General features: G+C 60.6%; 20 protein-coding genes and 1 pseudogene. 9 read left to right on the top strand and 12 right to left on the bottom strand.

Features of this window, described 5'->3' with window-relative positions:
- Positions 1 to 13 precede the first annotated feature (13 nt).
- From WDN46_09730 to rpoZ, 4 genes are all read right to left on the bottom strand, one after another.
- Entirely contained in the window at positions 14 to 769 is a 756-nt protein-coding gene (locus WDN46_09730) for a pyridoxine 5'-phosphate synthase (GenBank protein MEJ0093700.1), read from the bottom strand.
- Complete coding sequence (locus WDN46_09725; GenBank protein MEJ0093699.1) at positions 769 to 2,982, bottom strand: bifunctional (p)ppGpp synthetase/guanosine-3',5'-bis(diphosphate) 3'-pyrophosphohydrolase; 2,214 nt, start codon at positions 2,980 to 2,982, stop codon at positions 769 to 771. Before WDN46_09725 ends, WDN46_09730 begins: the two co-directional genes overlap by 1 nt.
- Before the next feature lie 207 nt (positions 2,983 to 3,189).
- Positions 3,190 to 3,330, bottom strand: coding sequence for a hypothetical protein (locus WDN46_09720; protein ID MEJ0093698.1), 141 nt, complete (start codon positions 3,328 to 3,330; stop codon positions 3,190 to 3,192).
- 97 nt (positions 3,331 to 3,427) lie between these two features.
- Positions 3,428 to 3,823 (bottom strand): DNA-directed RNA polymerase subunit omega, encoded by a 396-nt coding sequence (gene rpoZ / locus WDN46_09715; GenBank protein ID MEJ0093697.1) that lies wholly within the window; start codon positions 3,821 to 3,823, stop codon positions 3,428 to 3,430.
- 559 nt (positions 3,824 to 4,382) lie between these two features.
- On the opposite strand from rpoZ, the gene WDN46_09710 reads away from it, so the two are divergent.
- Both WDN46_09710 and WDN46_09705 read left to right on the top strand, forming a co-directional pair.
- Positions 4,383 to 5,000, top strand: a complete 618-nt coding sequence (locus WDN46_09710; protein MEJ0093696.1) for an NYN domain-containing protein — start codon at positions 4,383 to 4,385, stop codon at positions 4,998 to 5,000.
- On the top strand, positions 4,997 to 5,710 hold the full coding sequence (locus tag WDN46_09705) for a uracil-DNA glycosylase (GenBank protein ID MEJ0093695.1): 714 nt from the start codon (positions 4,997 to 4,999) through the stop codon (positions 5,708 to 5,710). Before WDN46_09710 ends, WDN46_09705 begins: the two co-directional genes overlap by 4 nt.
- A 19-nt stretch (positions 5,711 to 5,729) precedes the next feature.
- Here WDN46_09705 and WDN46_09700 read toward each other — a convergent pair whose 3' ends face one another.
- Together WDN46_09700 and fabI are read right to left on the bottom strand one after the other, a co-directional pair.
- On the bottom strand, positions 5,730 to 9,809 hold the full coding sequence (locus tag WDN46_09700) for a Pls/PosA family non-ribosomal peptide synthetase (protein ID MEJ0093694.1): 4,080 nt from the start codon (positions 9,807 to 9,809) through the stop codon (positions 5,730 to 5,732).
- 307 nt (positions 9,810 to 10,116) lie between these two features.
- On the bottom strand, positions 10,117 to 10,965 hold the full coding sequence (fabI, locus tag WDN46_09695) for an enoyl-ACP reductase FabI (protein ID MEJ0093693.1): 849 nt from the start codon (positions 10,963 to 10,965) through the stop codon (positions 10,117 to 10,119).
- 241 nt (positions 10,966 to 11,206) lie between these two features.
- Between fabI and WDN46_09690 the strand changes: the two genes are divergently transcribed.
- Positions 11,207 to 11,767: a sigma factor-like helix-turn-helix DNA-binding protein gene (locus WDN46_09690; protein MEJ0093692.1), complete on the top strand. Its 561-nt coding sequence runs from the start codon at positions 11,207 to 11,209 to the stop codon at positions 11,765 to 11,767.
- A gap of 13 nt (positions 11,768 to 11,780) precedes the next feature.
- A complete protein-coding gene (locus tag WDN46_09685) occupies positions 11,781 to 12,686 on the top strand; it encodes a hypothetical protein (protein ID MEJ0093691.1) in 906 nt (301 codons plus the stop codon).
- Between the two features lie 47 nt (positions 12,687 to 12,733).
- On the opposite strand, the gene WDN46_09680 is transcribed toward WDN46_09685, so the two are convergent.
- On the bottom strand, positions 12,734 to 14,428 hold the full coding sequence (locus tag WDN46_09680) for a hypothetical protein (protein ID MEJ0093690.1): 1,695 nt from the start codon (positions 14,426 to 14,428) through the stop codon (positions 12,734 to 12,736).
- A gap of 123 nt (positions 14,429 to 14,551) precedes the next feature.
- Positions 14,552 to 15,847, bottom strand: coding sequence for an adenylosuccinate synthase (locus WDN46_09675; protein ID MEJ0093689.1), 1,296 nt, complete (start codon positions 15,845 to 15,847; stop codon positions 14,552 to 14,554).
- A 282-nt stretch (positions 15,848 to 16,129) separates the two neighbouring features.
- On the opposite strand from WDN46_09675, the gene rpmE reads away from it, so the two are divergent.
- Entirely contained in the window at positions 16,130 to 16,360 is a 231-nt protein-coding gene (rpmE, locus tag WDN46_09670; GenBank protein ID MEJ0093688.1) for a 50S ribosomal protein L31, read from the top strand.
- A gap of 287 nt (positions 16,361 to 16,647) precedes the next feature.
- On the opposite strand, the gene WDN46_09665 is transcribed toward rpmE, so the two are convergent.
- Together WDN46_09665 and WDN46_09660 are read right to left on the bottom strand one after the other, a co-directional pair.
- Positions 16,648 to 17,214, bottom strand: a complete 567-nt coding sequence (locus WDN46_09665; GenBank protein ID MEJ0093687.1) for a hypothetical protein — start codon at positions 17,212 to 17,214, stop codon at positions 16,648 to 16,650.
- Positions 17,215 to 17,373: 159 nt separating this feature from the next.
- Positions 17,374 to 18,516: an MBL fold metallo-hydrolase gene (locus WDN46_09660; GenBank protein MEJ0093686.1), complete on the bottom strand. Its 1,143-nt coding sequence runs from the start codon at positions 18,514 to 18,516 to the stop codon at positions 17,374 to 17,376.
- 430 nt (positions 18,517 to 18,946) lie between these two features.
- Between WDN46_09660 and WDN46_09655 the strand changes: the two genes are divergently transcribed.
- The gene (locus tag WDN46_09655) at positions 18,947 to 19,486 is read left to right on the top strand and encodes a Cache 3/Cache 2 fusion domain-containing protein (GenBank protein MEJ0093685.1); all 540 of its coding nucleotides are present in this window, start codon (positions 18,947 to 18,949) and stop codon (positions 19,484 to 19,486) included.
- Between the two features lie 12 nt (positions 19,487 to 19,498).
- On the opposite strand, the pseudogene WDN46_09650 reads toward WDN46_09655, so the two are convergent.
- Both WDN46_09650 and WDN46_09645 read right to left on the bottom strand, forming a co-directional pair.
- A pseudogene (locus WDN46_09650) lies at positions 19,499 to 19,714 on the bottom strand (IS5/IS1182 family transposase).
- A 10-nt stretch (positions 19,715 to 19,724) separates the two neighbouring features.
- Positions 19,725 to 20,267, bottom strand: a complete 543-nt coding sequence (locus WDN46_09645) for a DUF1465 family protein (GenBank protein ID MEJ0093684.1) — start codon at positions 20,265 to 20,267, stop codon at positions 19,725 to 19,727.
- Between the two features lie 240 nt (positions 20,268 to 20,507).
- Here WDN46_09645 and WDN46_09640 point away from each other — a divergent pair, with 240 nt between their 5' ends.
- The 3 genes from WDN46_09640 (at position 20,508) to WDN46_09630 (ending at position 23,067) form a co-directional block, all read left to right on the top strand.
- Complete coding sequence (locus WDN46_09640) at positions 20,508 to 21,305, top strand: hypothetical protein (GenBank protein ID MEJ0093683.1); 798 nt, start codon at positions 20,508 to 20,510, stop codon at positions 21,303 to 21,305.
- 65 nt (positions 21,306 to 21,370) lie between these two features.
- Positions 21,371 to 22,123, top strand: coding sequence for an electron transfer flavoprotein subunit beta/FixA family protein (locus WDN46_09635; GenBank protein ID MEJ0093682.1), 753 nt, complete (start codon positions 21,371 to 21,373; stop codon positions 22,121 to 22,123).
- Positions 22,120 to 23,067, top strand: a complete 948-nt coding sequence (locus tag WDN46_09630; protein ID MEJ0093681.1) for an electron transfer flavoprotein subunit alpha/FixB family protein — start codon at positions 22,120 to 22,122, stop codon at positions 23,065 to 23,067. The genes WDN46_09635 and WDN46_09630 overlap by 4 nt, the downstream gene beginning before the upstream one ends.
- Positions 23,068 to 23,336: the final 269 nt, after the last annotated feature.

Here is a 23,336-nt window from a genome sequence, read left to right as displayed (position 1 = left end):
GGGAGGCCGCAATTCAAACCGCGAGCGCCCGGCCCGCGTCCATCGCCGCCCGCATTTTTGCAATCGCCGGTCCAAGACCAACAAAGATCGCTTCGGCGATGAGATAATGGCCGATGTTCAATTCGACAATTTCCGGCACGGCCGAGATCGTTTCCGCGCTTGAAAAATCAAGGCCGTGGCCGGCGTGGCATTCGATCCCGAGATCCTTGGCCAGCGCAGCCGCAGCTCTGATCCGCCCAAACTCGCGCTCTGCGTTCGCCGCCTCGCCATGCGCAAGCGCGTCGCACCAGGAGCCGGTATGCAATTCAACCACGGGCGCACCGATGGAGCGCGCCGCCTTTACGGCATCGGGTCCGGGCTCGATGAACAGCGAGACCCGCACCCCGGCCTTGGCCAACTCCGCCGCGACGATTTTCAAATGATCATGGCCGCCCATGACGTCGAGGCCGCCTTCGGTGGTGCGCTCGCTGCGTTTTTCCGGCACGAGGCAGCAGGCGTGCGGCCGCGTATCGATCGCAATAGCGACCATTTCATCGGTCGCCGCCATCTCGAAGTTGAGCGGCTTTGAGATCTTTTGCTTCAGCCGGGCCATATCATCATCGCGAATATGCCGGCGATCCTCGCGGAGATGCGCCGTGATGCCGTCGGCCCCAGCCTCAATCGCCAGCAGCGCGGCGCGGACGGGATCGGGAAAGCCGCCGCCCCGCGCGTTGCGCAGGGTTGCGACGTGATCGACATTAACGCCAAGGCGCAGGCGACGCGCGGCCATTATCCGTTCACCCGTTCGACCTTGCTGACCACAGGCCGGGACCGTAAATTTGAAATGATGGCGTTCAGATGCTTCAAATCATTGACCTCAATGTCGATGGTCATTTCGCGAAAGTCGGCGGAAAGGGGTCTGAAGACGATGTTGTCGATGTTGGCGGCATGATCGCCGATCACTGTCGAGATCATCCCCAAGGCCCCCGGTTCGTTGATCGCCGTTATGACGATCCGCGCCGGAAAAAAATTATGCCTTCCCTCTTCGATGTCCCAGCGGACGTCAAGCCAACGTTCGGGCTGTTCGTCGAAGGCGGTGAGATCTGGGGACTGGATCGGATAGATCGTAATGCCCTCCCCCGGAGTCAGAATGCCGACGATGCGGTCGCCCGGCACGGCGCCGCCGTTGGGCGCGAACCGCACTGGCAGATCTCCCTGCAGGCCGCGGATCGGAATTGAATTGCGCTTTTGCTCCTCGCTCCCTTCGCCGGGAATCTTGAATACGAGGCTCGCCCCCTTTTTCATGCCGAACCAGCCCGCCTCGCCCCTCGGACGGGCCGGGACCGTCGTCTTACGCTCCTCCATGAACTCCGGATAGACCGCCTTCACCACATCGCCGGAGAACATTTCGCCGCGGCCGACGGCGGCGAGAACATCCTCGACATTGGCGCGAGCAAGACGGGGCAGTACGGCTTTAAGCTTCTCTTCCGCGTAGGGTTTCCCGGCCCGCTCGAAGGCGCGCGTCACAATCTGCCGCCCTAGACCGGCATATTGCGCCCGCACGGCGTCGCGGGTCGCCCGCCGGATCGCCGAACGCGCCTTGCCAGTAATTACCAGGGTCTCCCAAACGGCTGGCGGCGTCTGCCCCTCGGCCCGAGCGATCTCGACTTCATCGCCATTCTGCAATTCCGACAGCAAGGGCGCGTGCAGGCCATTGATTTTGGCCCCGACGGCGGAATTGCCGACATCCGTGTGCACCGCATAGGCGAAATCGATCGGCGTCGCGCCGCGAGGCAAAGCGATCAACCGACCCTTGGGGGTAAAGCAAAAAACCTGATCATGAAACAGCTCAAGCTTAGTGTGCTCCAGAAACTCCTCGGGGGTATCGCCCTCGGCGAGAAGCGCAATCGTCCGGCGCAGCCATTGATAGGCGCGGCTCTCATTGGTCAAGGTTTCACGATTGGCGACGCGCCCATCTTTATAAAGCGCATGGGCGGCGATGCCGTTGCTGGCGATGTCCTGCATCGCCGCCGTTCGCACCTGGAGCTCGGCCCGCTGGCGCCCCGGACCCACCACAGTCGTATGGATCGATTGATAGTCGTTCTGCTTTGGCGTCGAGATATAATCCTTAAAGCGGCCCGGCACGACCGCCCATTTGGTATGCACGACCCCAACCACGCGATAGCAATCCTCGACGCTTGGAACCACCACCCTAAAACCGAAGATGTCGGATAGCTGCTCAAAAGCGATCGATTTGCGCTCCATCTTGCGCCAAACCGAGTAAGGCCGCTTTTGGCGCCCCTCGACATTGGCCTCGATGCCGCGCTCGGCGAATTCATCCGCCAGCTCTTTCTCAATCGTCGCGATGATCTTGCCATTCTTCTGACGCAGGCCCTCAAGCCGCGTCTCGATCATCGCATAGGCGTCCGGCATCAGATGCCGGAAGGCCAGATCCTCCAATTCGTCGCGCATCCTCTGCATGCCCATACGGCCGGCCAGGGGTGCGTAAATGTCCAACGTCTCCTCGGCGATTCTCGCCCGTTTGTCCGGGGCGACGAAATGCAGCGTGCGCATGTTGTGCAGCCGATCGGCGAGCTTGACCAGAAGCACGCGGACGTCCTCGGCGATCGCCAGCAGCAGTTTGCGGAAGTTCTCGGCATGCGCCGCGCGTTTGGAGACGAGGTCCAGCCTCTTGAGTTTGGTCAGCCCATCGACCAAACGACCGATATCGGAACCGAAAATCCGGTCGATTTCCTCCCGCGTCGAATCAGTGTCCTCAATCGTGTCGTGCAGGACGGCGGCGACTATGGTCGCGTCGTCGAGCTTCATGTCTGTGAGGATCGCGGCGACTTCGAGAGGATGCGAAAAATAGGGGTCGCCAGAGGCGCGCTTCTGCGCGCCGTGCGCCTTCATCGCATAGACATACGCCCGATTGAGCAGCACTTCGTCGGCTTGCGGATTATAGCGCCGCACACGGTCGACGAGTTCATATTGCCGCATCATGGTTTAGATCGATCCGCCGCCTGAAGCCACCTCTAGGAGCATGCGCCGCCCCGCAAAATCGGCGCCGCCTGCCCTAATGGGGTCCCGGATCAATCAAGGTCCGCAGCGGCTCCGCTTTCCAAATGGGCAAATCCGCGGAATGCGACGTCAAAGCACAGTTTTTCTTAGAGCATTTCTTGGCTTCGACGGAAACATCAAACTGCGGCGTCAAGTTTTTGTTTTGACGCCATGTCCGCCCGAGGCGCGATGGCCGCCCGCCACCGGCGGCAAGGCGAACCAATAGAGTCGCCGGACCATCGCCCGGCGCTTATCCCTTACCCCGACCGCGGCTGAAGCGCCGCGCCGCATGGCGATGATCCCGGCGCGTTCGCCAACTTTAGCGCGGGATCAGGCGCAAAAACAACGGGTTGCAAGGCGCAATCGCGTCAAATAGAAACGATTGCGCTTAATCGCCCTCGTCTTCGGTTTCAGCCGGAGGCACCAGCCCCTCGAGGCCGCGCAGGAGATCCTCTTCGGTCATGCGATCGAATTGGATGTCCATGCCGCCGCCGGAAAGGGACTCTTCGGGCCCTGAAGCCAGCGCCGGAACGGCTTCGGCTTCGGGCTCGTCCACTTCGACGTGCTTCTGCAAAGACTGGATGAAGTCTTCCTTTAGATCTTCCGGCGCCTGAGTGGCGTCGGCGATCTCGCGCAGAGCGATAACCGGGTTCTTGTCATTATCGCGTTCGACAGTGATTTGGCCGCCGGACGCGATCAAGCGCGCCCGATGACTGGCGATGAGAACCAGTTCAAAACGATTTTCAACTTTATCGACGCAATCTTCAACGGTGACGCGGGCCATAGAGCGCTCGTTCCTTGTTCAAAAGATCTAATCTCGGATTATGCTGACTTATCCTTTAATTAGCCTCGCTGGCAAGCTCAAAGGCGGGCTTAGCGCCATTTTACGTTTGTAACGATACTTCGCTCACTTTTGACGCGATTTTGTCGTTTTCATAAGCGACATTTACCTGAATTCTTGAATTCGAGACTGTGACATGGAATTAGATTCCAACTGCAAGCCTCGACAAAATATTGATAGGGGTTAGCCGGCGACGGGCAACTATTGCCGGCTATGAGGAAAACGGAGTTTCAACAAGTGACTGTTAGCAAGATGATTTAACAGACGAGCCTGTAATTAAGGTTGGCTGTTAGTGATGACCTTAATTGTCACTTTTTATTACACTTTGTTGGAACTCTTCACGCGGCGGCGGGTTGTTTACATCAGGCCAAATTAGGTGGCGCCGGACGCGTACGGCGTTTAATTGGGTTTTATCTGCTCAGGAGTTCTATGTTCTTGCTCCTATCCTAGCGGAAATCATATGTCGAAAGAGCAGAAACAATGTTTCTAAAGAGATATATATATGGCTGACCAAGAGCGAATTGGCCTCTTCATTGACGGCGCGAACCTGTACGCGACTGCAAAGTCTTTAGGTTTTGATATTGATTACAAGCGTCTTCTGAAGGAATTCCAAAGCCGCGGCAAGCTGATAAGGGCGTATTATTATACTGCGCTTGTCGAGGATCAGGAGTATTCGTCAATTCGACCGCTCGTCGATTGGCTCGACTATAATGGCTATGCGGTTGTCACCAAGCCAACAAAAGAATTCGTGGATTCGCTCGGCCGGCGCAAGGTCAAGGGAAACATGGATATCGAGCTTGCGGTTGACGCGATGGAAATGGCGGAACATCTCGACCATATGGTTCTCTTTTCCGGCGATGGCGACTTTCGGTCGCTGGTCGAAGCGGTGCAACGCAAAGGCGTTCGGGTTTCGGTCGTGTCCACAAACACGACGCAGCCAGCGATGGTCGCGGATGAGCTCCGCCGTCAAGCCGATGAATTTATCGACATTATTCACCTCGCTGCAAAAATCGGCCGCGATTCTGGCGAACGCACGGAGCGCCCGCAAAAGATCCAAGACCGGCGGCCCGCGCCGGCCGGCCATTTCGATCCTGAATTGACTGACGACCACCTGGATTGAGCCAAACAGCGATTGCGGCGGGCGAGGAAGCTCGGGAGAGCCGGCGCGATCCTGATTTCGCGTGTCAGCTCTGCCCGCGTCTTGCTGCCTTTCGCGAGGCTAACCGAATCGCCGAGCCTGCATGGCGCAATGCGCCGGTCCCGACCTTCGGATCAGACCAAGCCGCTGTCCTCATCGTCGGGCTAGCGCCTGGCCTCCGCGGCGCTAACAGAACCGGCCGCCCCTTTACGGGCGATTATGCCGGTGATCTGCTTTATACGACGCTGATCGAATTCGGCTTCGCCGAAGGAATTTATCAGGCCCGCGCGGACGATGGCCTGTGCCTCAAAGGCTGCGCCATCACCAATGCGGTCCGCTGCGTCCCGCCGCAGAACAAGCCGACGCCGCAGGAAATAACCACCTGTCGCACATTTCTCGGCGCGACGATCGAAACCGCAGGACAGCTTTCCGCCATCGTCGCATTGGGCCGGATAGCGCATGATTCCGTTGTCCGCGCCTTTGGCGGCAAACTATCGGCATTTCCGTTCGCCCATGGGGCCGAACACGCCTTGCCTCCGCGAGGGAATCGGCCGCGAAGGGATGGAAAGCCGATCAATCTTTTCGACAGCTATCATTGCTCTCGCTACAACACGAACACTGGCGTTTTGACGCCGCAGATGTTTCGCGATGTCTTCGCCGCATTGCGGCGGCGGCTTGACCAGTCGGCCTGATCGCAAACGCGGCGATGGATCAGGCGGCCTTCTCGACAATCCGCTCCGACGCGGCCTTCGGCTCCGCCGGCGCTCCGGCCCATTCCGAATGAGCCGGAATCTGTTCGCCCTTCATGACCAGGGTTAGCGGCCCAAGCCGGGCGTAATCGGACACCTCAGTATCATAAAGAACCGTCGAACCCGCGCCGATGGTGACGCCCTTGCCGACAAAAACCTTGCCGACCTTCATCACGCGATCCTCATAAAGATGCGTCTGCAAAGCGCAAAGCGCGTTGAGAGAGGCAAAATCCCCGACCGTCACGCAGTCGAACTCGGTGATGTCGGTCATGTCCATATAGACGCCCTTGCCGAACCTAGTGCCGAACAGGCGCATCAGCCAGGGAAGAAAGGGCGTGCCGCGCAGATGATCGAGCAGGACCTTCCCCGCCATGCCCCAGTAGATCACGGCGACCGCCTCAGTGCGCATCGCCCACCATGACCACATCGGTTTAACCATCGGCTCATAACGCCCCATCGTAAGCCATTTCAGGACGATAACAACGACCGTCAGGGCGACGCAGATCATGACCGAGGACAATATGAACAGCACGGCGACATCGAAATATTCGCCGTCAAGGACGCTTTTGCTGAACCATTCCACCGCCCAAGTGCCGAAGGTGATGAACAGCATGGTCGGCATCGAAATCGTCACGGCCTCAAAGCAGGCGCGCGCGAATTTCTTCCAAGCCGGCGCTTCATAGGTCCAATTGGCGCCGCCCGCGTCGAATTTCTGCCGCACCGGCAATTTGATCGGGGGCGAGCCAAACCAGGTGTCGCCCTCATGCATCAGATGATTCGCCGGCGGCTTTGACTTGATGCCGATCAGGGCGTTGGCGGGGATATCGGCGCCGGTCGGAACGACGGCGCTATTGCCGACGAAGACGCGCGGGCCCGTCTTAACTCGCTTGAGCGTCATCCAGCCGTTGCGAACTTCTTCATCGCCTAGAACGACTTCATCGGCGATGAAATTCTTCTCGCCGATCTCGACCAGATCGTAACGTCCGGACAGATTCGTCGAAATCTCGGCGTCCTTGCCGATCTTGGCGCCCATCAGCCGATACCAGGTGCGCATATAAACGGTCGCGTAAAGCGATGACAGCGTCTCGAGCGTGATCTCGGTGGCGAGCGTCACCGCCCATTTGCGCAAATAGAACCAGGAATGAACCGAATAGACCCCCTCGCGCACGCGCGGCAAGATCACCCATCTGCAGACGGCGATGAAGCCTACGGTGACGAGAACCATTACGAACGCAGTCGGCCAGGCCATGACCGGTATCGAGGCCATGTACAGCGTGCGATCGACATCGGCGACGCCGATCACGTCGTCGATCTTGTCGAATACCCAAAAGGCCGGAAAAATCGGCAGCAGGCCAAGCGGCGGTATGGCCAGAAGCAGCGCCAGATAAACAATTCCCATGCCGAATTTGCGGGCTCCGGACGCAACCGAGGGAGCGTCAAGCTCGGCGCGATCGACCATGCCGACCTTGCGCGCCGGCGAGCCGTCCCAGACTTCCCACGCCCCGAGGCGGCTTCCCGCCCCAATCGCCGTAAGGTCGCCCATTTCGGCTCCGCGCCCGATGACGACATCTTCCTCGATGACGCAAGAGGAGCCGATATAGGCCTCGGCGCCGATGTCGATCGAGCCGATGACGAGTTCATTGCCTTCGACGCGAGCGTTGGCCAGATTGGCGATCGAACCAATGCTGGCCCCAGCGCCAATCGAAATCAGATCGATTGCGCCTGCATCGACCTCGCCGATGATCGCGTCTTTGCCGATTTTCGCTCCCAGCGCGGCGAGATAAAACCGCATGAAGGGCGAACCCTGGAACCATTTGATATGGACCAAGCCGATGAAGCGCCTAACCAGCCACCAGCGAAAATAATAGACGCCCCATAAGGGATAGCGGCCAGGTTTGGTGCGTCCGATGATCAGCCATTTCGCGCCGATGACGATGGCGACCGTCGCGATGTTGATGAACATATAGACGCCGATGAGCGAGATGATTTCCTCGCCGATGCTCGCGTCCGCGCCGGTCAGCAGCATGTAGCTGACGAAAACGCCGAGCCATTGGGCGGTCACGAGCCCGAGGATGATCGGCAGGGCCGCCGCCTGGGCAAGCCCGCAAAAGAAGCGTCGCAACAGGGGCGGCGGCGTAAAGGACAGATCCTCGACCTCCGCCATGTGGGCCCATTTCCGGTCAAGGAGTTCGCCAATGGCCCGCAGCGAGCGCGCGCCGTAGACATCCTGCAAGGTGATGCGCGCCAGCGCCGGCGTCTGCCGGACGAGCGAGATAAACCGCGCCGCCAACAGGGAGTGTCCGCCAAGATCGGTAAAAAAATCCGCGTCGAAAGGAATCGGCTGCGGCGGCAAAACAGCCTTGGCCGCGGCGAGCAAGCTCGCTTCGGTCGGCGTGCGGGGGTCTTCTTGTTCTTCGACGGGATCGCTGGCGGAGAGAGCGAGGAGTTTCAAGCTCTTGCGATCGACTTTGCCGGACGACAATTTGGGCAAGCTTTCGATCGTCTCGAAACGCGATGGAAGCATATAGGCCGGCAAATGCGCGCGAAGGCCATTGCGCATTGCGCGGGTCTCGATCGCCGCTCCCGCCGTTGGAACGATGAAGGCGACGAGCTGCTCGATCCCGTCGTCCGTGCGCAATATGACGGCGGCGTTGGCGACGCCCGGCAGATCGCCAAGCTTTGATTCGATCTCGCCGAGTTCAACGCGAAAGCCGCGCACCTTGACCTGATCATCGATCCGGCCGCGAAACAGCAGGTCGCCGTTAGCGTCGATCGCCACCGCGTCGCCGGAACGGTAGAGCGTCGGGTCACTCGCTTGGCCCGCAACGCCGGCGGAGAGGAACGGATTGGCGATAAATTTCTCGGCGCTCAGTTCCTCACGGCGCAAATAGCCTGCGGTGACGCCGGGACCGCCGATGAGCAGTTCGCCTTCGACGCCTGACTCAACGAGATTGAGCCGATCATCGGCGACATAACAGGAGTAATTCGGAATCGGCCGCCCGATGGTGACCGGGGCTCCGGGCGTTACTTCCGCGACTGTCGCGACGACTGTCGCCTCCGTCGGACCATAGGAATTGAAGATCTTGCGCGAGGGCTTGCACCAGCGGTTGGCGATCGCCGGCGGGCAGGCCTCGCCGCCAAGAATGATCACGCGCAGAGTGGCGACATCGCGCGGCAGCAGCGCGAGCAAAGTCGGCACCGTGTCGAGCACGCTGACGCGATTGGCCTCCATGATTTCGGGCAGTTTCTCGGCCTCCCCCAAGATATCCGCGGTCGCGACGAAAAGCGTCGCGCCGACCAGATAGGGGAGCCAGATTTCCTCCATCGAGAGGTCGAAGGCGACCGACGCGCCCTGGAAAACGACGTCGCTGGCGCAGAGGCCGTACACTTCATTGGCGGAGCGCAGATAATGGCAAATATTGCGCCCGGAAATTACGATGCCTTTGGGCGTTCCGGTCGAGCCCGAGGTGTAGATGAGATAGGCCGCGCTTTGCGGCGTCGCGCCGAGCGCGCGGACGTCGATTTTGGTTGTGTCCGACGCATCGATGAGATCGTGAGCAGCCCAGATCGAACAGGGGGCGGCGCCTTCGAGCTTTCGGGCGAAATCATCCGAAACCACGATGCCTTTGGCTTCGGCGTCGCTGAGACACACTGCGATGCGCTCAACCGGGGCATCGCCATCGAAAGGCAGCCAGGCGGCTCCCGTTTTGGCGATGGCGATCTGGGCGATCAGGAGGTCATGGCCCCGCGCCATCCAGAGGCCCGCGACATCGCCGGGGCGCAGACCTTTGCGAATGAGACCCCGCGCAATCGCCTCCGCCTTGGCGTCGACATCTGCGTAGGTAAAGCTGCCCTCGCGCGTCACCATCGCGACGGCGTCTGGATTCGCTGCGACGGCGGCGGCAAAAATTTCGCAGAGCAATTCGTCGCGAATCAGCTCCGGCTGGCGAAGACCGCGCAAAATGGCGCTTGGACCGCGCCCCGAATCGGAACTCGGGCCTTCCGTCTGAAAAGCCGCTGCGGTCGCCAAATCACGCGACATGTCTAATCCCGTTTGAGTTATCGCGCTCGGACTCGCTCATATGGCATGGAAATCTATAAAATTTCCTGGCTTTGGATTGTACGCATTGTTTCATGCGAAGCGTTTCGTTCGGCCCCGAAGGCCCCCAAGTCCAATGAAAACGGTCGGGAGCCGCCCGAGAGGGCCTGTTCGATTGCAAGCCGATCAACCGGACGAAGCGCTGGCTCGAGTTTCGGCTTTTCCATCGTCTAGCCTATGAACCTAGCTTGAATGGAGGATGAACGCCAAGCGTGAAGAGACATGCCCCGCCGGCTTTTCATAGGACCGGCTAGTCTTTCCCAAGCGCCGCTATGTCGGGCGCCGCCGGATTTTTCATGCCGACGACATGATAGCCGGCATCGACATGGAGGATTTCGCCAGTGATGCCGCGCGCCATTGGCGACAATAGAAAGACGGCGCTTTCGCCGACTTCCTGGATTGTCACCGAGCGGCGCAGCGGCGCGTTATATTCGTTCCATTTCAGGATGTAGCGGAAATCGCCGATCCCCGAAGCCGCGAGCGTCTTGATCGGACCCGCCGAAATCGCATTGATCCTGATATTCTGCGCGCCGAGATCGGCGGCGAGGTAGCGCACGCTGGCCTCAAGCGCGGCCTTGGCGACGCCCATCACATTATAATGCGGCATCCATTTTTCTGCGCCGTAATAGGTCAGGGTTAGCATCGAGCCGCCCTTGCGCATCAGTTTTTCGGCGCGTTGCGCCACCGCCGTGAACGAATAACAGGAAATCAACAGCGAATTGCTGAAATTTTCCGCCGTGGTATCGACATAGCGGCCCGTCAATTGATCCTTGTCGGAGAAAGCCACGCAATGGACGACGAAATCGAGGGAGCCCCAAATGCGCTCCACCTCGGCGAACACCGCGTCGAGACTTGCGGATTCGGTCACGTCGCAATGGCCAAGAACCTTGCCGTCGACCTCCAGCGCCAGGGGTCGCACTCTCTTTTCCAGCGATTCGCCCTGAAAAGTAAAGGCAAGTTCGGCGCCCGCTTCATGGGCCGCTTTGGCGATGCCCCAGGCGATTGACCGATTATTCGCGAGCCCCATGACAAGGCCGCGTTTACCAGCGAGGATTCCAGAAGTCTTCAGGCGAGGCGTCATGGTTTCCGGTTGCGTCATTCTCGATCCGGATCAGAAAAAAGAGGGATGCGATCGATTGGAACGGCCGCTGCATCAGCCGCGTTTAAGGACTCTGCGGACTTAACGCAAGTTATGCGGACAAGGAAGGCGCAAAAAGGGGACTCTGCAGGCGGTAAAATTTTGCTTCTCCCGTAGGCAGGAAGCCCGGCGCGCACTAATATATTTTTTTGGGGAGGTGGCCGCACGATCGGCCGGGAAGCGCTGACGACGGAGCGCGAAAGTGAGTTTGCGAGAGGATTTGGATTTGCGTGGATCGCGGCTTCGCCGTTACGCCCGCGCGCTTGTCGCTTCCCACCCCGGCGCCAGCGACGCCGCTGACGATCTCGTCCGCGCGGCCCTACTCCGCGCGCCGGAGCTTGAGCCTGTCGGCACGACTTCAGACCCCGACGCGGATGTTTATTCTCTGCTGATCGAGATGCATCGCGATTTGCTGCGGGGACCAAGTTTCCGCGCGCCGAGCCGGGGCTCGAGCGCTTTGGCGGATGGGAGCCTGCGCGCGCGGACCTTGCACTCCCCCGAGAAAATCCCGAACCTTCTTTCGCCCCGCGATAAGCTTTCCTGCGCGCTCTGCGGACTTAAGCTTGAGGAGAAAGAGGCCTTTTTGCTGATCGCTTTGGAAGGATTTACTTATGCGCAGGCGGCACGAATCCTTAAAGTTTCGCGTCCTATCCTGATCGCGCGCCTGTCCCGCGCGCGGGAGCGCATGAGTCAGGCTCTGCAAGAATCAGCCCCAGGGCGTAAAGCCAAAGCGCGTCCCCCCCATTTGCGGCTGGTCAAATAGAAAGTCCGTCGGCGTGAGCGGCACCGTGCCCCCCGTTAGCGATGAAGAGCTGCACGGCTTCGTCGATGGCGAAATCGAGGGAGAGCGCCGCGCGGCCATCGCCGACTTTCTCGCCTCCTCGCCAGTTGACGCCGCGCGGGTCGAGAGTTGGCGGCGCCAAAACGAAATCATCCGCGCCGCTTTCGCGCGGGTCGAAGGCGAACCCGCCCTGTCCTTCGCCTCGCTCCCTCCGCCCGCGGCGAAAAACATCTTGGCGAGCCGGCTTTTGTCGGGCGGCGAGGAACAGAGTCAAAACGATGCTGCCCGAACCAAGATTTGGGCCTCCGCTGTCGTTAAATTCTGGCGCGATCGTCGGCAGGCGCGCTGGCTCATCGGCGCTTTCGCCGGCGGAATGATCGCCGCGACTCTCGGCGCATGGATTTTTTTCGATCGCTCCCACCTGCCGACCGCTGGCGCTCTGGACACGGCTGCCCCTGCCGCCGACGATATTTTCGTCCAGCGCACGCAATCGGCTCTTCTAGCATTCGCGCCGCAAAAGCCTGCGAATGCGGCGGGGATCGCGCCGCTAAGCCGCCAGCCAAGTCAGGCCGCGCTGGTCGTGCCAAATCTTTCAGCGGCCGGCCTGACGCTGGTCGGCGTCCGCGTCGCGCCCGGTCCCGCCGGCGGCATGTTCTGTTTTTTCTACGCCAAGAACGATGATTCCCCGGTCGGCCTCTGCGCCGAGCGCGATGAAGGGAGTGGCGCACCCGGCTTCCACGCGGCCGGGCGCGCTTCGTCCAGCTCCCCCGCCAGCTCCGCTGCGATCGTTTGGCGGCAAAACAACGCCAAATATGCCCTCGCCGGCGCGCTCCCCGAGGCGGAACTGCGCAATTTGGCCGCGCGGATCAATGCCGAAGTCGAAGCTTTCGACAAGCGATAGAGCCTGAAACAGTCGGATAGAGCCCGATCGCTGAAAATCAGGTGAGGCTATTGATTCTGCCAGGCCGCCAATGCGTCATTCAACGCGCGCTGCCCGGGCGGGCCTTTCTCAAAGGTCAGCTTCGCGATTTTGCCATTGCTCAGAAGCATCGGCACATCGATCCATTCCCGCGACTTTATAAGATCGAGATTGGCCGCCTCGGCGGTTCCCCGGCTCAAGCCGACAAGAAAGGAATTCTCCGTTATCGGAACCGGAACGCCGACGAGGCCGTCTCCTGTGGCGCTGTCTTCGCGCCGCATCTGCGGCACGCTGATCTGCTGGACATTGCCCAAGGGGCCGCCTTGGGGCTCAGTGAATTGCAGTTTCATCGTATGCGAGGCCGGCAAAGTGCTGTCGAAGTTCTTTTGGAACGTCATCTCCGCCCGCAATTGTTCCTCGGGAATGTCGATCTCGGCGTGAACCGCAGTGCTCAGCGGCTCGCCCGGCCCATTGCTAACATTATCGACCTTCCAGACGACTGCCCCAAGATAAGTCTTCACCTTGGATTGCTCTTCCGGCGCTTCGACGAGGAGTGCCGCGCGGCGCGAGACGGCGGCCGGCGGCTCAGCCGGGGGCGCCGCGCTCTTCGCTGCTTGATCGTCGGAGACGCCTGCGCTTTCAGAGGTCGCCGAAGCCGCCGTCCCCTCTGGCTCCGCTCCAACGCCGCCGATGCGATCCACAATCTTTCCGTTCACGGCGGCGTCGGGAGCTATGATCGGCGTGGCGGCTTTCTGGCGCAGATCCTCGGGCCGATCCCGCAACTCAAAGGCCGCAACCGCGACGAAAAGGACGAGGAGGCCGACGACGAAGCCGACGATCCAGAGCCGTTTAGGCGCCGCGCGATCTCGCGCCGGGCGCGGGGCGAAAGGACGTTGCGCATCGAGGCGCGTCCCGGCTGCCTGACCAAAATTTTGCCGGCTCGCCGCATTCGCCATTTCAGTGGCCGCTTCGTCAGCGTCCGTTGTTGTTGTCAGAAGCGTCGGGGGGCGCTCTTCGGCGACAGGCTCGCGAACATTTGAATCAGAGTCACCCGAGCTGCGCTCTCGGAAGCGCAATTCTGGAGAAACGGGTATTTCGCCGCTTGATGCCGGCGCGACTGGACTCTCCGCAGGTTTCTCTGGCGCCGGCGCTTCATAGGGACGCGACGACGGCGACACGCGAAGGGTCGGAGACGGCGGAATCCCCGGCGTCCTCTCGCGCTGCACCTTGAAGAACTGAGGCGGACGCGCCGGCGGCGAGGCTGCTGCGCCAACTCGTCTGCGTATGTTGGCGGCGGCGGGATTGGGGACGGCTGATTCGGCGACGGGAGTCCCGGCCGCGGGCGCTCCCTGCGGCGTCTGCGCCGGCGGCTCATCGCTCGCAACGGGCGCGACCGAACGAATTTCAGGCGGAGGCTCGGGAGCGTCGGCGGCCTTCCGAGTTGGCTCAACCTTGCTGGCAGGCCCCGGGGGCGGCTCAGGCGCGACGACTTGTTCGGTTTGGGCTTCGGGCGGGGGCGCCAATTCGGCTTCAAGGCGCGCGACCGCAACCTCTAAAGCCCCGCTTTCACGCTCGACATCCGCTTCCGGGACGGGCGGCTCGAGACGACGCAGCTGCCCGAGCAGCGCATTGCGAGCGCGATCATAGATCGCCCGACGCGTGTCCGGCGTTGAGTTCGGCAGGCCCGCGACAGCCTTGGCGAGCAGCGGATAATAGTCAGCCATTCCGCGTTCAGACCATTCCAGGGATCATCCGTCAATCCCGCAACATGCTTATATCATTAGGGTGTCTACCCGTCCGCGGCTTCGCCGCCACGGCGCCCCGGCCTCAGTCCCGGAAAGGCGACCTCAGTCCCGGAAAGGATTGTGCACGAGGATAGTATCGGCGCGCTCTGGACTCGTCGAGAGCAGCGCCACCGGCGCCTCGATCAGCTCCTCGATTCGGCGCACATATTTGATCGCCTGCGCCGGAAGCTGCGCCCAGGAGCGCGCTCCGGCGGTTGTGCCCTCCCAGCCCTCGATCGTCTCGTAGATCGGCTCGACTCGCGCCTGCGCCGCCTGACTCGCCGGAAACCGGTTAATGCGCTGACCATCAAGATGATAGCCAACGCAAACCTTGATTTCCGCAAAGCCGTCGAGAATGTCGAGCTTCGTCAGCGCGATCCCGTCGATTCCCGAGGTCTTTACGGCTTGCCGCACGAGAACCGCATCAAACCAGCCGCAACGCCTGCGCCTCCCGGTATTGGTTCCAAATTCATGGCCCCTGTCGCCCATTCGCTGGCCTGTCTCATCGTTGAGCTCAGTCGGAAAGGGTCCACCGCCTACGCGCGTCGTATAGGCTTTGGCGATGCCGAGCACATAGCCGATCGCCTTTGGGCCAAGGCCCGATCCGGTCGCGGCGTTGGCGGCGACCGTGTTGGAAGAGGTGACGAAAGGATAGGTGCCGTGATCGATATCAAGGAGAGCGCCCTGCGCGCCCTCAAATAAAATGCGCTTGCCCTCGCGCCGAGCGCGCTCAAGCAGATCCCATGTCGCATCCATGAAGGGCAGAACCTTGGGCGCGACCGCGGCGAGTTCGGCGCGGATCGAGGCGGCGGTGATCGGCTCAAGCCCAAGGCCGCGCCGGAGCGGATCGTGATGGGCGAGGAGGCGGCCGATCTTTTCGTCCAGCGACTGCGGTTCGGCGAGGTCCATCAGCCGAATTGCGCGGCGGCCGACTTTATCCTCATAGGCTGGACCAATGCCGCGCTTGGTGGTGCCTATCTTGAGGCCTTCGTTGCTGGAGGATTCACGATGGGCGTCGAGTTCGCGGTGGAGCGCCAGAATCAGCGTGACATTGTCGGCGATCTTCAAATTGTCCGGAGAAACCGTCACGCCCTGCGCCGCAAGCTTGGCGATTTCCTCGACGAGATGGTGCGGATCGAGCACGACGCCATTGCCGATGATCGAAAGCTTGCCGGGGCGGACGATGCCGGAGGGAAGCAGCGCCAATTTATAGACCTGATTGCCGATGACCAGCGTATGACCTGCATTATGGCCGCCCTGGAAGCGCACCACGATGTCGGCCTCGAGCGACAGCCAGTCGACGATCTTGCCTTTGCCCTCGTCGCCCCACTGAGCGCCGACCACCACCACATTCGCCATGGATCTGTTTCGCTCCAAGCTTCGCCGGATCGAATTTGACCCGAGCGCGCATTGCAAAAAATAAGCCCGGCGCATGCGCCGGGGCGCATTCAGCGGTACACAATCGCGCCGCATGAGTAAAGCTTCCGCCGCCCGGTCTTGTAACAACGAGGCGAGTGGAGTATAGGGCGGGTTCTCCAGTCATGACCGACGAGTTATGAGCCTCGATTGCGCTCTCGGCGACGTTTTTGACCGGCCTTGGTTGAGCCTCCCTGGCCGAAGGTGTTTTGAAGGAATTTGCCGATGAAAGCCGATATTCATCCCCAATATCATCTGATTAAGATCGTCATGACTGACGGGACGGAGTTTTTGACCCGCTCCACCTATGGCGCCGAGGGAGACACGATGCACCTCGACATCGATCCCAAAACTCATCCGGCATGGACCGGCGGTTCGCAGCAATTGCTCGACCGCGGCGGACGGCTTTCGCGCTTCAATTCGCGTTTCGCCGGACTGTCTTTCGGCAAAAAATAAGCGGGTCAGGCGCGTTCGCAGCGATGGCCGCCGGGCGCCGCCGCGTGTCTCATTCCCGACGATGCATTTGGCGCGGCTGATTGACGCCCGCGCCGAATGGCCGACGTTGTTCGTCGCATGCGATCAATCCGCAGAGATTGATCGGGCGGCATGATCGAGAGGCCGGCCCAAAAATCTTCCATTGGCGGCGGAACCACTGAATGCGAAAAAGCCCGGCTCTGCGTCGGGCTTGCTTCGATGCATGGCTGGCGTCGCCGCTCGGGTTTGCGCCGACGCCAACGTTCTTATTATTTGATCTCCCACGTCGTGTTATGCGGAATGTCCATCGCGGTGTAGCCGCCCGCTCCGGCCAAGGCAGGCATTACAATACAGGCAAACGGCTCCCGGCCGGTGATTCCCTTGTACTTGCCGGTGCCCCCCGTGATGATATGGGTGCCGCAATCCATTTTTGGGTCGGACTTATCGACATCGCGCGTATCAAAGGTCGAGAAAATCTTGTCGCCGTCGCTATCGGCCAGCACGCATGCGCCGTCGATGTATTTCTTGTCCCCAGAAGCAACGTTCAGCGCAGTGCAATGCGCCGACATTTTGTCGAGCATCTTCTCTCCCTTCAAGTTTTCGGTGGTTCCAACCGCCTCCAGCTGTGTGGCCGTCCCGAGGTCGGGGACGTCGATGCTCATCACCGGTCGAAAAATGAAGTGCGTCACGTAGGGGGTAGTCCCCTTCTTTTCCATCGGGGCCGCTGCGGCGACGCCCGGGGCGAAGGCTATGAGCGCCCCCGAGACAAGCGCTGTCTTAACGAGAGTTATCGCTGCGGCGGGAGCCGCGATTCTGCTTGGATTCATGGGTTTCATCGGTTCCTCCTTGGATCGAGCCGCGGCGTTGCGCCTATGCTCTGACCCGCCGCGGACCTGACGACGACCGGCTCGCGCTTGAGATGCGATATGCGCCGGCATTTTCTTGCTTACTTCGGCTCGCTGCTCGACGCTCGAGGATCAACCTTTGCGTCGCGCTCAGGCGCTGAAGACGAAGCGCGTTCCGGTGTAGGAGCGCAGCACCTTGCCCGGCATCTCGACTTTGGCGATGTCGAAGAATGCGTCGCCTGTGCAATGCATCGGGATGATGTAATCCGGGTCGATCGCCTTCAGGGCAGCGACCGTCTCGCGCACATAGTCCTCTTTTTGCGGCGCCAGGTGGAAGCCGCCGATGATCGCATGGACCTTGTTTTCGCCTGAGACCGTCTGGGCCTGTTTCACGACATTCACTACGCCGCGATGGCTGCATGAGGTGAGGATGATCAGCCCGCGCCCCCTTAGATTATACGCAGTCGCGATCTCGTGGCGGAACTGATCGGAAATCACGGTCAGGGTCCGCTCGTCCTGCGGGAGTTTGTCGGCATAGCAACCGACGCCGTCCGTGACCCCGATTGTCATTGCGGTCGGGGCCAGCACCTTCTCGAAGCTGCCAAGCTCGACTTGACCGGTGGTGAAGCCGTGACCCGCGACAAGGCTGGCGCCTTCTGCATAGGTGACGGCGAGTTTGGCCTGCTCCAACGCCCTTCTATCGAGCGCTCCAAAATTGCCCTTGGTCGGCGGCGCTTTCCATTCTCGCGAGCAGAAGCATTCCTCGCCGCCAAGATAGAGCGGCAGATTCGCCCTGAGCTTGGCCCCGTGCGCCTTGAGGAACCCGACGAGCCCTCCGAAGTGATCGTAATGGCCGTGGCTCAGAATCAGCGCGTCAAGGGCGGCCGGATCGAGCCGCAACAGCTCCAGATTGTTGTTGAGCGCTTCCGGCGTATAGCCGAAATCGATGAGGACGCGCCGCGCCTCGGGTCCGCGGAGAGATTCGACGTGGAGCGACAATCCAAATTCGCTCACAAGCGCCCGCGCCGGCGGCAGATCCGAGAGCATAAAGCCGGAGCGCTGGATCTCGACGTCGCCGATCGTCAAATTGGGAGCGACTGCGAGCATGTAACTGTCGGTCACTACCGTGACCGAGACTTTGTCGACTGTGGGCGCGGGAGATTCGAGGCCGACCGCCCGAGCCGGTCGACCCCCGGCTAGCAATGAGGCGACGAGCGTCGCAAATGCGGCCGCGCCGCCGCCGCAGATCACGTCGCGCCGGTCGAACGCACCATTGGGTCGAAAAGCCGCCATTGCAATCCTCCCCTGCGCGCCACCCTGCTAGTGGATTGGCTTGGGGCGATCGGCCAGTGATGGCGATGCCTGAATGTGACGAATACGCCCCGTCTAAAACCAAGCCTATGCCCGTCGCGACCGACCGTCAATCAATGCCGGTCGAATACTGCAACATTGGGATTAAAGCCAAGACTGATAAGCCGCTAGCAGAAGGTTGCGGCGATGCAGACGGCTGCGGAAGATTGGTGGCGAGGCGGTCGTAAGGGCAGCGACGCGTCGCAAGTCTTTGAGGCCGCGGAACATGCGCTTGATGGCGTTCCTGTCGCGGGGTAGAGGCTTGGCGAGAATCCGCTACGCTCACCGCCTCCGCGGGGATATACTGCCCCGTCGGAAACGCCAAAACGGTCCGACGCGAGGCCCGACGCTCTCTTTTGGGGAGATTAGTCACATGAAACGGGAGAACTTAATCAATCGGAAGCACTTCATCGTCGGCATCCTGACCGCCGGATGCTTCATCACAACTGCGACGCTGACGCCCAGCGTCGGCAACGCTCAGGCGGACAACGTTAAGGCCTCGATTGGCGCTTTGAAAGCCAAGACCGCAAAATTGGGGGCGCCCAAGATTGAAGGGAAAGATCCTGTTGCGGGCAAGGATGTCCCTGCCCTGTATTTCGGCGCGACCAGGATGAACAACTCCTTCGATGTGGTCGATGCGGTCGTTAAGGAAAACGGCGGAACGGCCACGCTCTTTGTGAAAGCCGGCGACGAATACGTGCGCGTCGCGACGAACGTGAAGAAGGACGACGGTTCGCGCGCGGTCGGAACGATCCTGGACCCGAATGGCCCGGCGATCGCGATGATCAAGAAGGGCGAAGCCTACTACGGAGAGGCGCCCATCCTGGGCAAGCCTTACGTCACGGGCTGCGAACCGATCAAGGACGCATCGGGTAACGTCATCGGCATTTACTATGCCGGCTATTTGAAGTAGCCGGACGAAGACTCATAACCAATAGCTGATGGTGCGGCGACGCAGACGGCTCTGAGGAAATTTGTGGCGAGGCGGTCGTAGCGGTCGGAGGCTCGATGGCGTTCCTGTCGCGGTAGAGGAGGGCCGAGAAGCAGTTTTTCCAGCGCCGATTGGCGGTAGGATGTTCGGCATAGCGCCTAACGCCTCGACCTGTCGGCGAATGGCGTCGCTGTCACCGCCATTGTCGGCATGCCGGATGTCACGTCGAAACCGAATTCGCCTCGCCGAAAGCAGCCCGCAACAACGCGATCTGATTTTCCACAGGGCTCGGCTTCGAAGCCGCGTTTTCCCGCGCTGCCGGACGGTAGATCAGCGCGTCGAAATGGCGAATGCGCGCCTGAACGCGAAGCGACATCTCAACGAGTTCACAGAGACGCGGCGGCAATTCCGAAAGCAAATCGTCGGCGGAGACGGCGTCCTGCCGCGACAGATGAATCCGTCGTTTTTCGCTCGAGGCTTCCGCGCGGGTCAATTCGCCTTCGTTGACGGCGCGCTGAAGCAAAAGCCAGGACGCAATTTGCATCAGCCGCGTCGTCAAACGCATGCTTTCGACGGCATAGCCAAGCGCCGCCGGACGCGCCAGAACGCTCGCCTCCTGACGGCCAGCGCCATCAAGATAGGCGGCTGCGGCCCCCACAAGGTCCATGCCTTCCTTGAACAAAGCCAGGAACTGCTCGGACGCGGCCAGCTTCTCGCCGAACGACACCGCCCCATCAGCCTTGAAAATTGACGTTTGCAACATCGCGCCTTTATCCAGATCCGTTCGCTTCAACTTTTGAGATATAGCGCCATTCGCGCCGCCGTGGGGTTTCACCTTTCATTAGGCTTAACGCGGGCTTGCGGAAGCAGCGTTCGCCTGAGCAGGGCGCAGCTTCGCGTAGGTTTGGTCCGCTAAATTGACGTCAGAATGAGCATCGGGTTTCCAAGCAGACCCGAACAACGCGCCCTGTCTCCTCAGCAGGGTGGGCAGCCAAGGACGATCATGACGCCAACTACATCGCGACCGATGGTTTTCATCGCCACTCCCTGTTTTGGCGGTCTCGTTTCCCAGCATTACATGCAATCGATCCTCGGCCTGATGCAGTTTGCCGGACCAGCCGGATTTGACGCGGCGCTCGCCCTTCTCGGGCATGACTCCCTCATCACGCGCAGCCGCAATACGCTGGTGACGCAGTTTTTGCACACGCCGGCGGCGACCCATCTTCTGTTCATCGACGCCGACATCAGTTTCGAGGCGGAGCAGGTTTTTCACATGCTCGCCTTCAACCAGGATTTCGTCGCCGGCGTCTATCCTCTAAAAGTGATCGACTGGAGCAGCGCGGCGATCAAGCGCGCCGCCATGACGGACGAGAGCTTTCAAAGCGCGCCGTTGCTCTATGTCGGCACCCTTTGTGCGGGCGAGCAGTTGGAGCGCGACGGGCGGTTCGCTACCGGGGTTTATTGCGGCGGCGGCTTCATGTTGCTGAAACGCCGGGTCATCGAGCGCATGACCGCGGCCTATCCGGAAACCCGGTACAATAATGTGCACGCCTATTCCAACGCCGCGCAAGGAGCCGACAATTACGCTTTGTTCGATTGCATGATCGACAGGCAAACCAACGCCTATGTCAGCGAGGATTTCGGCTTCTGCCAGAGATGGCGGGACATTGGCGGCAAAATCTGGCTCGATACGGCGGGCAGGCTCACCCACACCGGCGCCTATAATTTTCAGGGCGACCCTCAACAGCGCTATCTGACCGCATCAAGCCCCGCGCGAACGCCGAGCGAGGCGTTTTGTTGACTTGGCTCCCCAGCGCGATTAGCTAATTCTTGCGCGCCGGCCCGTCGAGCAGCAAGAGTTTCTGCATGAAAATTCTCGTCCCCGTGAAACGGGTGGTCGACTATAATGTCAAGATTCGCGTAAAACCCGATGGCTCCGGCATCGATCTCGCCAATGTTAAAATGGCGATGAACCCTTTTGATGAAATCGCCGTTGAGGAAGCTCTTCGCCTCCGTGAGGCCGGCAAAGCGAGCGAAGTCATCGTCGTCTCGATCGGCCCGGCGCAGGCTGTCGAAACCATCAGATCGGCCCTGGCCATGGGCGCCGACCGCGGCATTCTCATTAAGGCCGAGCAGCCGGTCGAACCCCTTGCTGTCGCCAAGCTGCTGAAAGGCGTCGCCGACGCCGAACAGCCAGGGCTCGTCATCCTCGGCAAGCAGGCGATCGACGATGATTGCAATCAGACCGGCCAGATGCTCGCCGCTCTGCTCGGCTGGGGCCAGGGAACCTGCGCCTCAAAGGTCGTCCTCGGCGACGGCGGCGTCGAGGTGACGCGCGAAGTTGACGCCGGCGCCCAAACGGTCGCGCTCAGGCTGCCGGCAATCGTCACCACTGACCTGCGGCTGAATGAACCGCGCTATGCCTCGCTTCCGAATATCATGAAAGCCAAAAAGAAGACGATCGAGGAAAAAACGCCAGGCGATTTTGGCGTCGATATCGCGCCCCGTTTGAAAATCTTGAGGACCGTCGAACCGCCAGTCCGCAAGGCCGGCGTCAAGGTCGGCTCGGCCGCTGAACTCGTCGCAAAACTCAAAGACGAAGCGGGAGTGCTACGGTGAGCGTCCTGATTCTCGCCGACATTCAGAACGGCAAACTCAGTGAGGCGACCGCCAAGACGCTAACGGCGGCCAAGTTTCTCGGCGAACCGACGCATATTCTTGTTGCTGGCCAAAATATCGGCGACGCTGCGGCGGCCGCCGCAAGGCTCGACGGCGTTGAAAAGGTGCTGGCCGCCGACGATGCGATCTACGCGCATCAATTGGCCGAGCCCCTGGCCGCGCTTATCGCGGCGCTGGCGGGCGGTTATTCGGCGATCCTCTCGGCTTCAACTTCAACGGCCAAGAATGCGATGCCGCGGGTAGCCGCTCTGCTCGACGTGATGCAGATTTCCGAAATCACCAAGGTCGTGGCCCCCGATGTGTTCGAGCGGCCGATCTACGCTGGCAATGCAATCCAGACCGTCCAGTCGAGCGACGCCAAGAAAATCATCACCGTGCGGACAGCCGCTTTCGGGGCGACGGGAGAGGGCGGTGCATCGGCGCCCATAGAGACGATCGCAGCCGTCGCCGTCCCAGAGGTTTCCCGTTTCAAAGATGAGTCCGTCGTCAAATCCGACCGGCCCGAGCTGTCCTCCGCCAAAATCATTATTTCCGGCGGACGCGGCATGCAGAGCGCGGACAATTTTAGCCTGTTGATCCAACCGGTGGCCGATAAGCTCGGCGCGGCGATGGGGGCTTCGCGCGCAGCGGTCGACGCCGGCTACGCGCCAAATGATTGGCAGGTCGGCCAGACCGGCAAGATCGTCGCGCCCGATCTCTATATCGCGGTCGGCATTTCCGGCGCGATCCAGCATCTCGCAGGCATGAAGGACTCGAAAGTCATCGTCGCAATCAATAAGGATGAGGAAGCGCCAATTTTCGAAATAGCCGATTATGGTCTCGTCGGCGATCTCTTTGCGGTTTTGCCGGCGCTGAATGAGGCGCTCGCCAAGCTCGGACGTTAGATCGAGATCCGGTTCTCCGGCGCAATGAATCGGCATACGGGCGTAGCCAAACAAGGGCGAAGGCCCCGCCGCCCGAGTGGATATCATTTGAGCCTTGGTCTAGAAGTCTAATTCGGTCTAAAGCGTAATTTGCGAAAGGGGTCGCAAAGTCCACGGATGAGACTTCGCGACCAAGACCAGATAAAAAGGCGTGATTGGTTCAATTTGAACTGCTCATGCTTTAAAAGTCAGATCGGCGCCTGTCGGCGCGCCCGCATCAGCTCAAGGTG

It is taken from the genome of Methylocella sp. (assembly GCA_037200525.1).
In the GTDB taxonomy this organism is placed as follows: Bacteria; Pseudomonadota; Alphaproteobacteria; order Rhizobiales; family Beijerinckiaceae; genus Methylocapsa.
The sequence above is the reverse complement of the archived record's forward strand: the minus strand, read 5'-3'. Positions and strand labels throughout refer to the sequence as shown.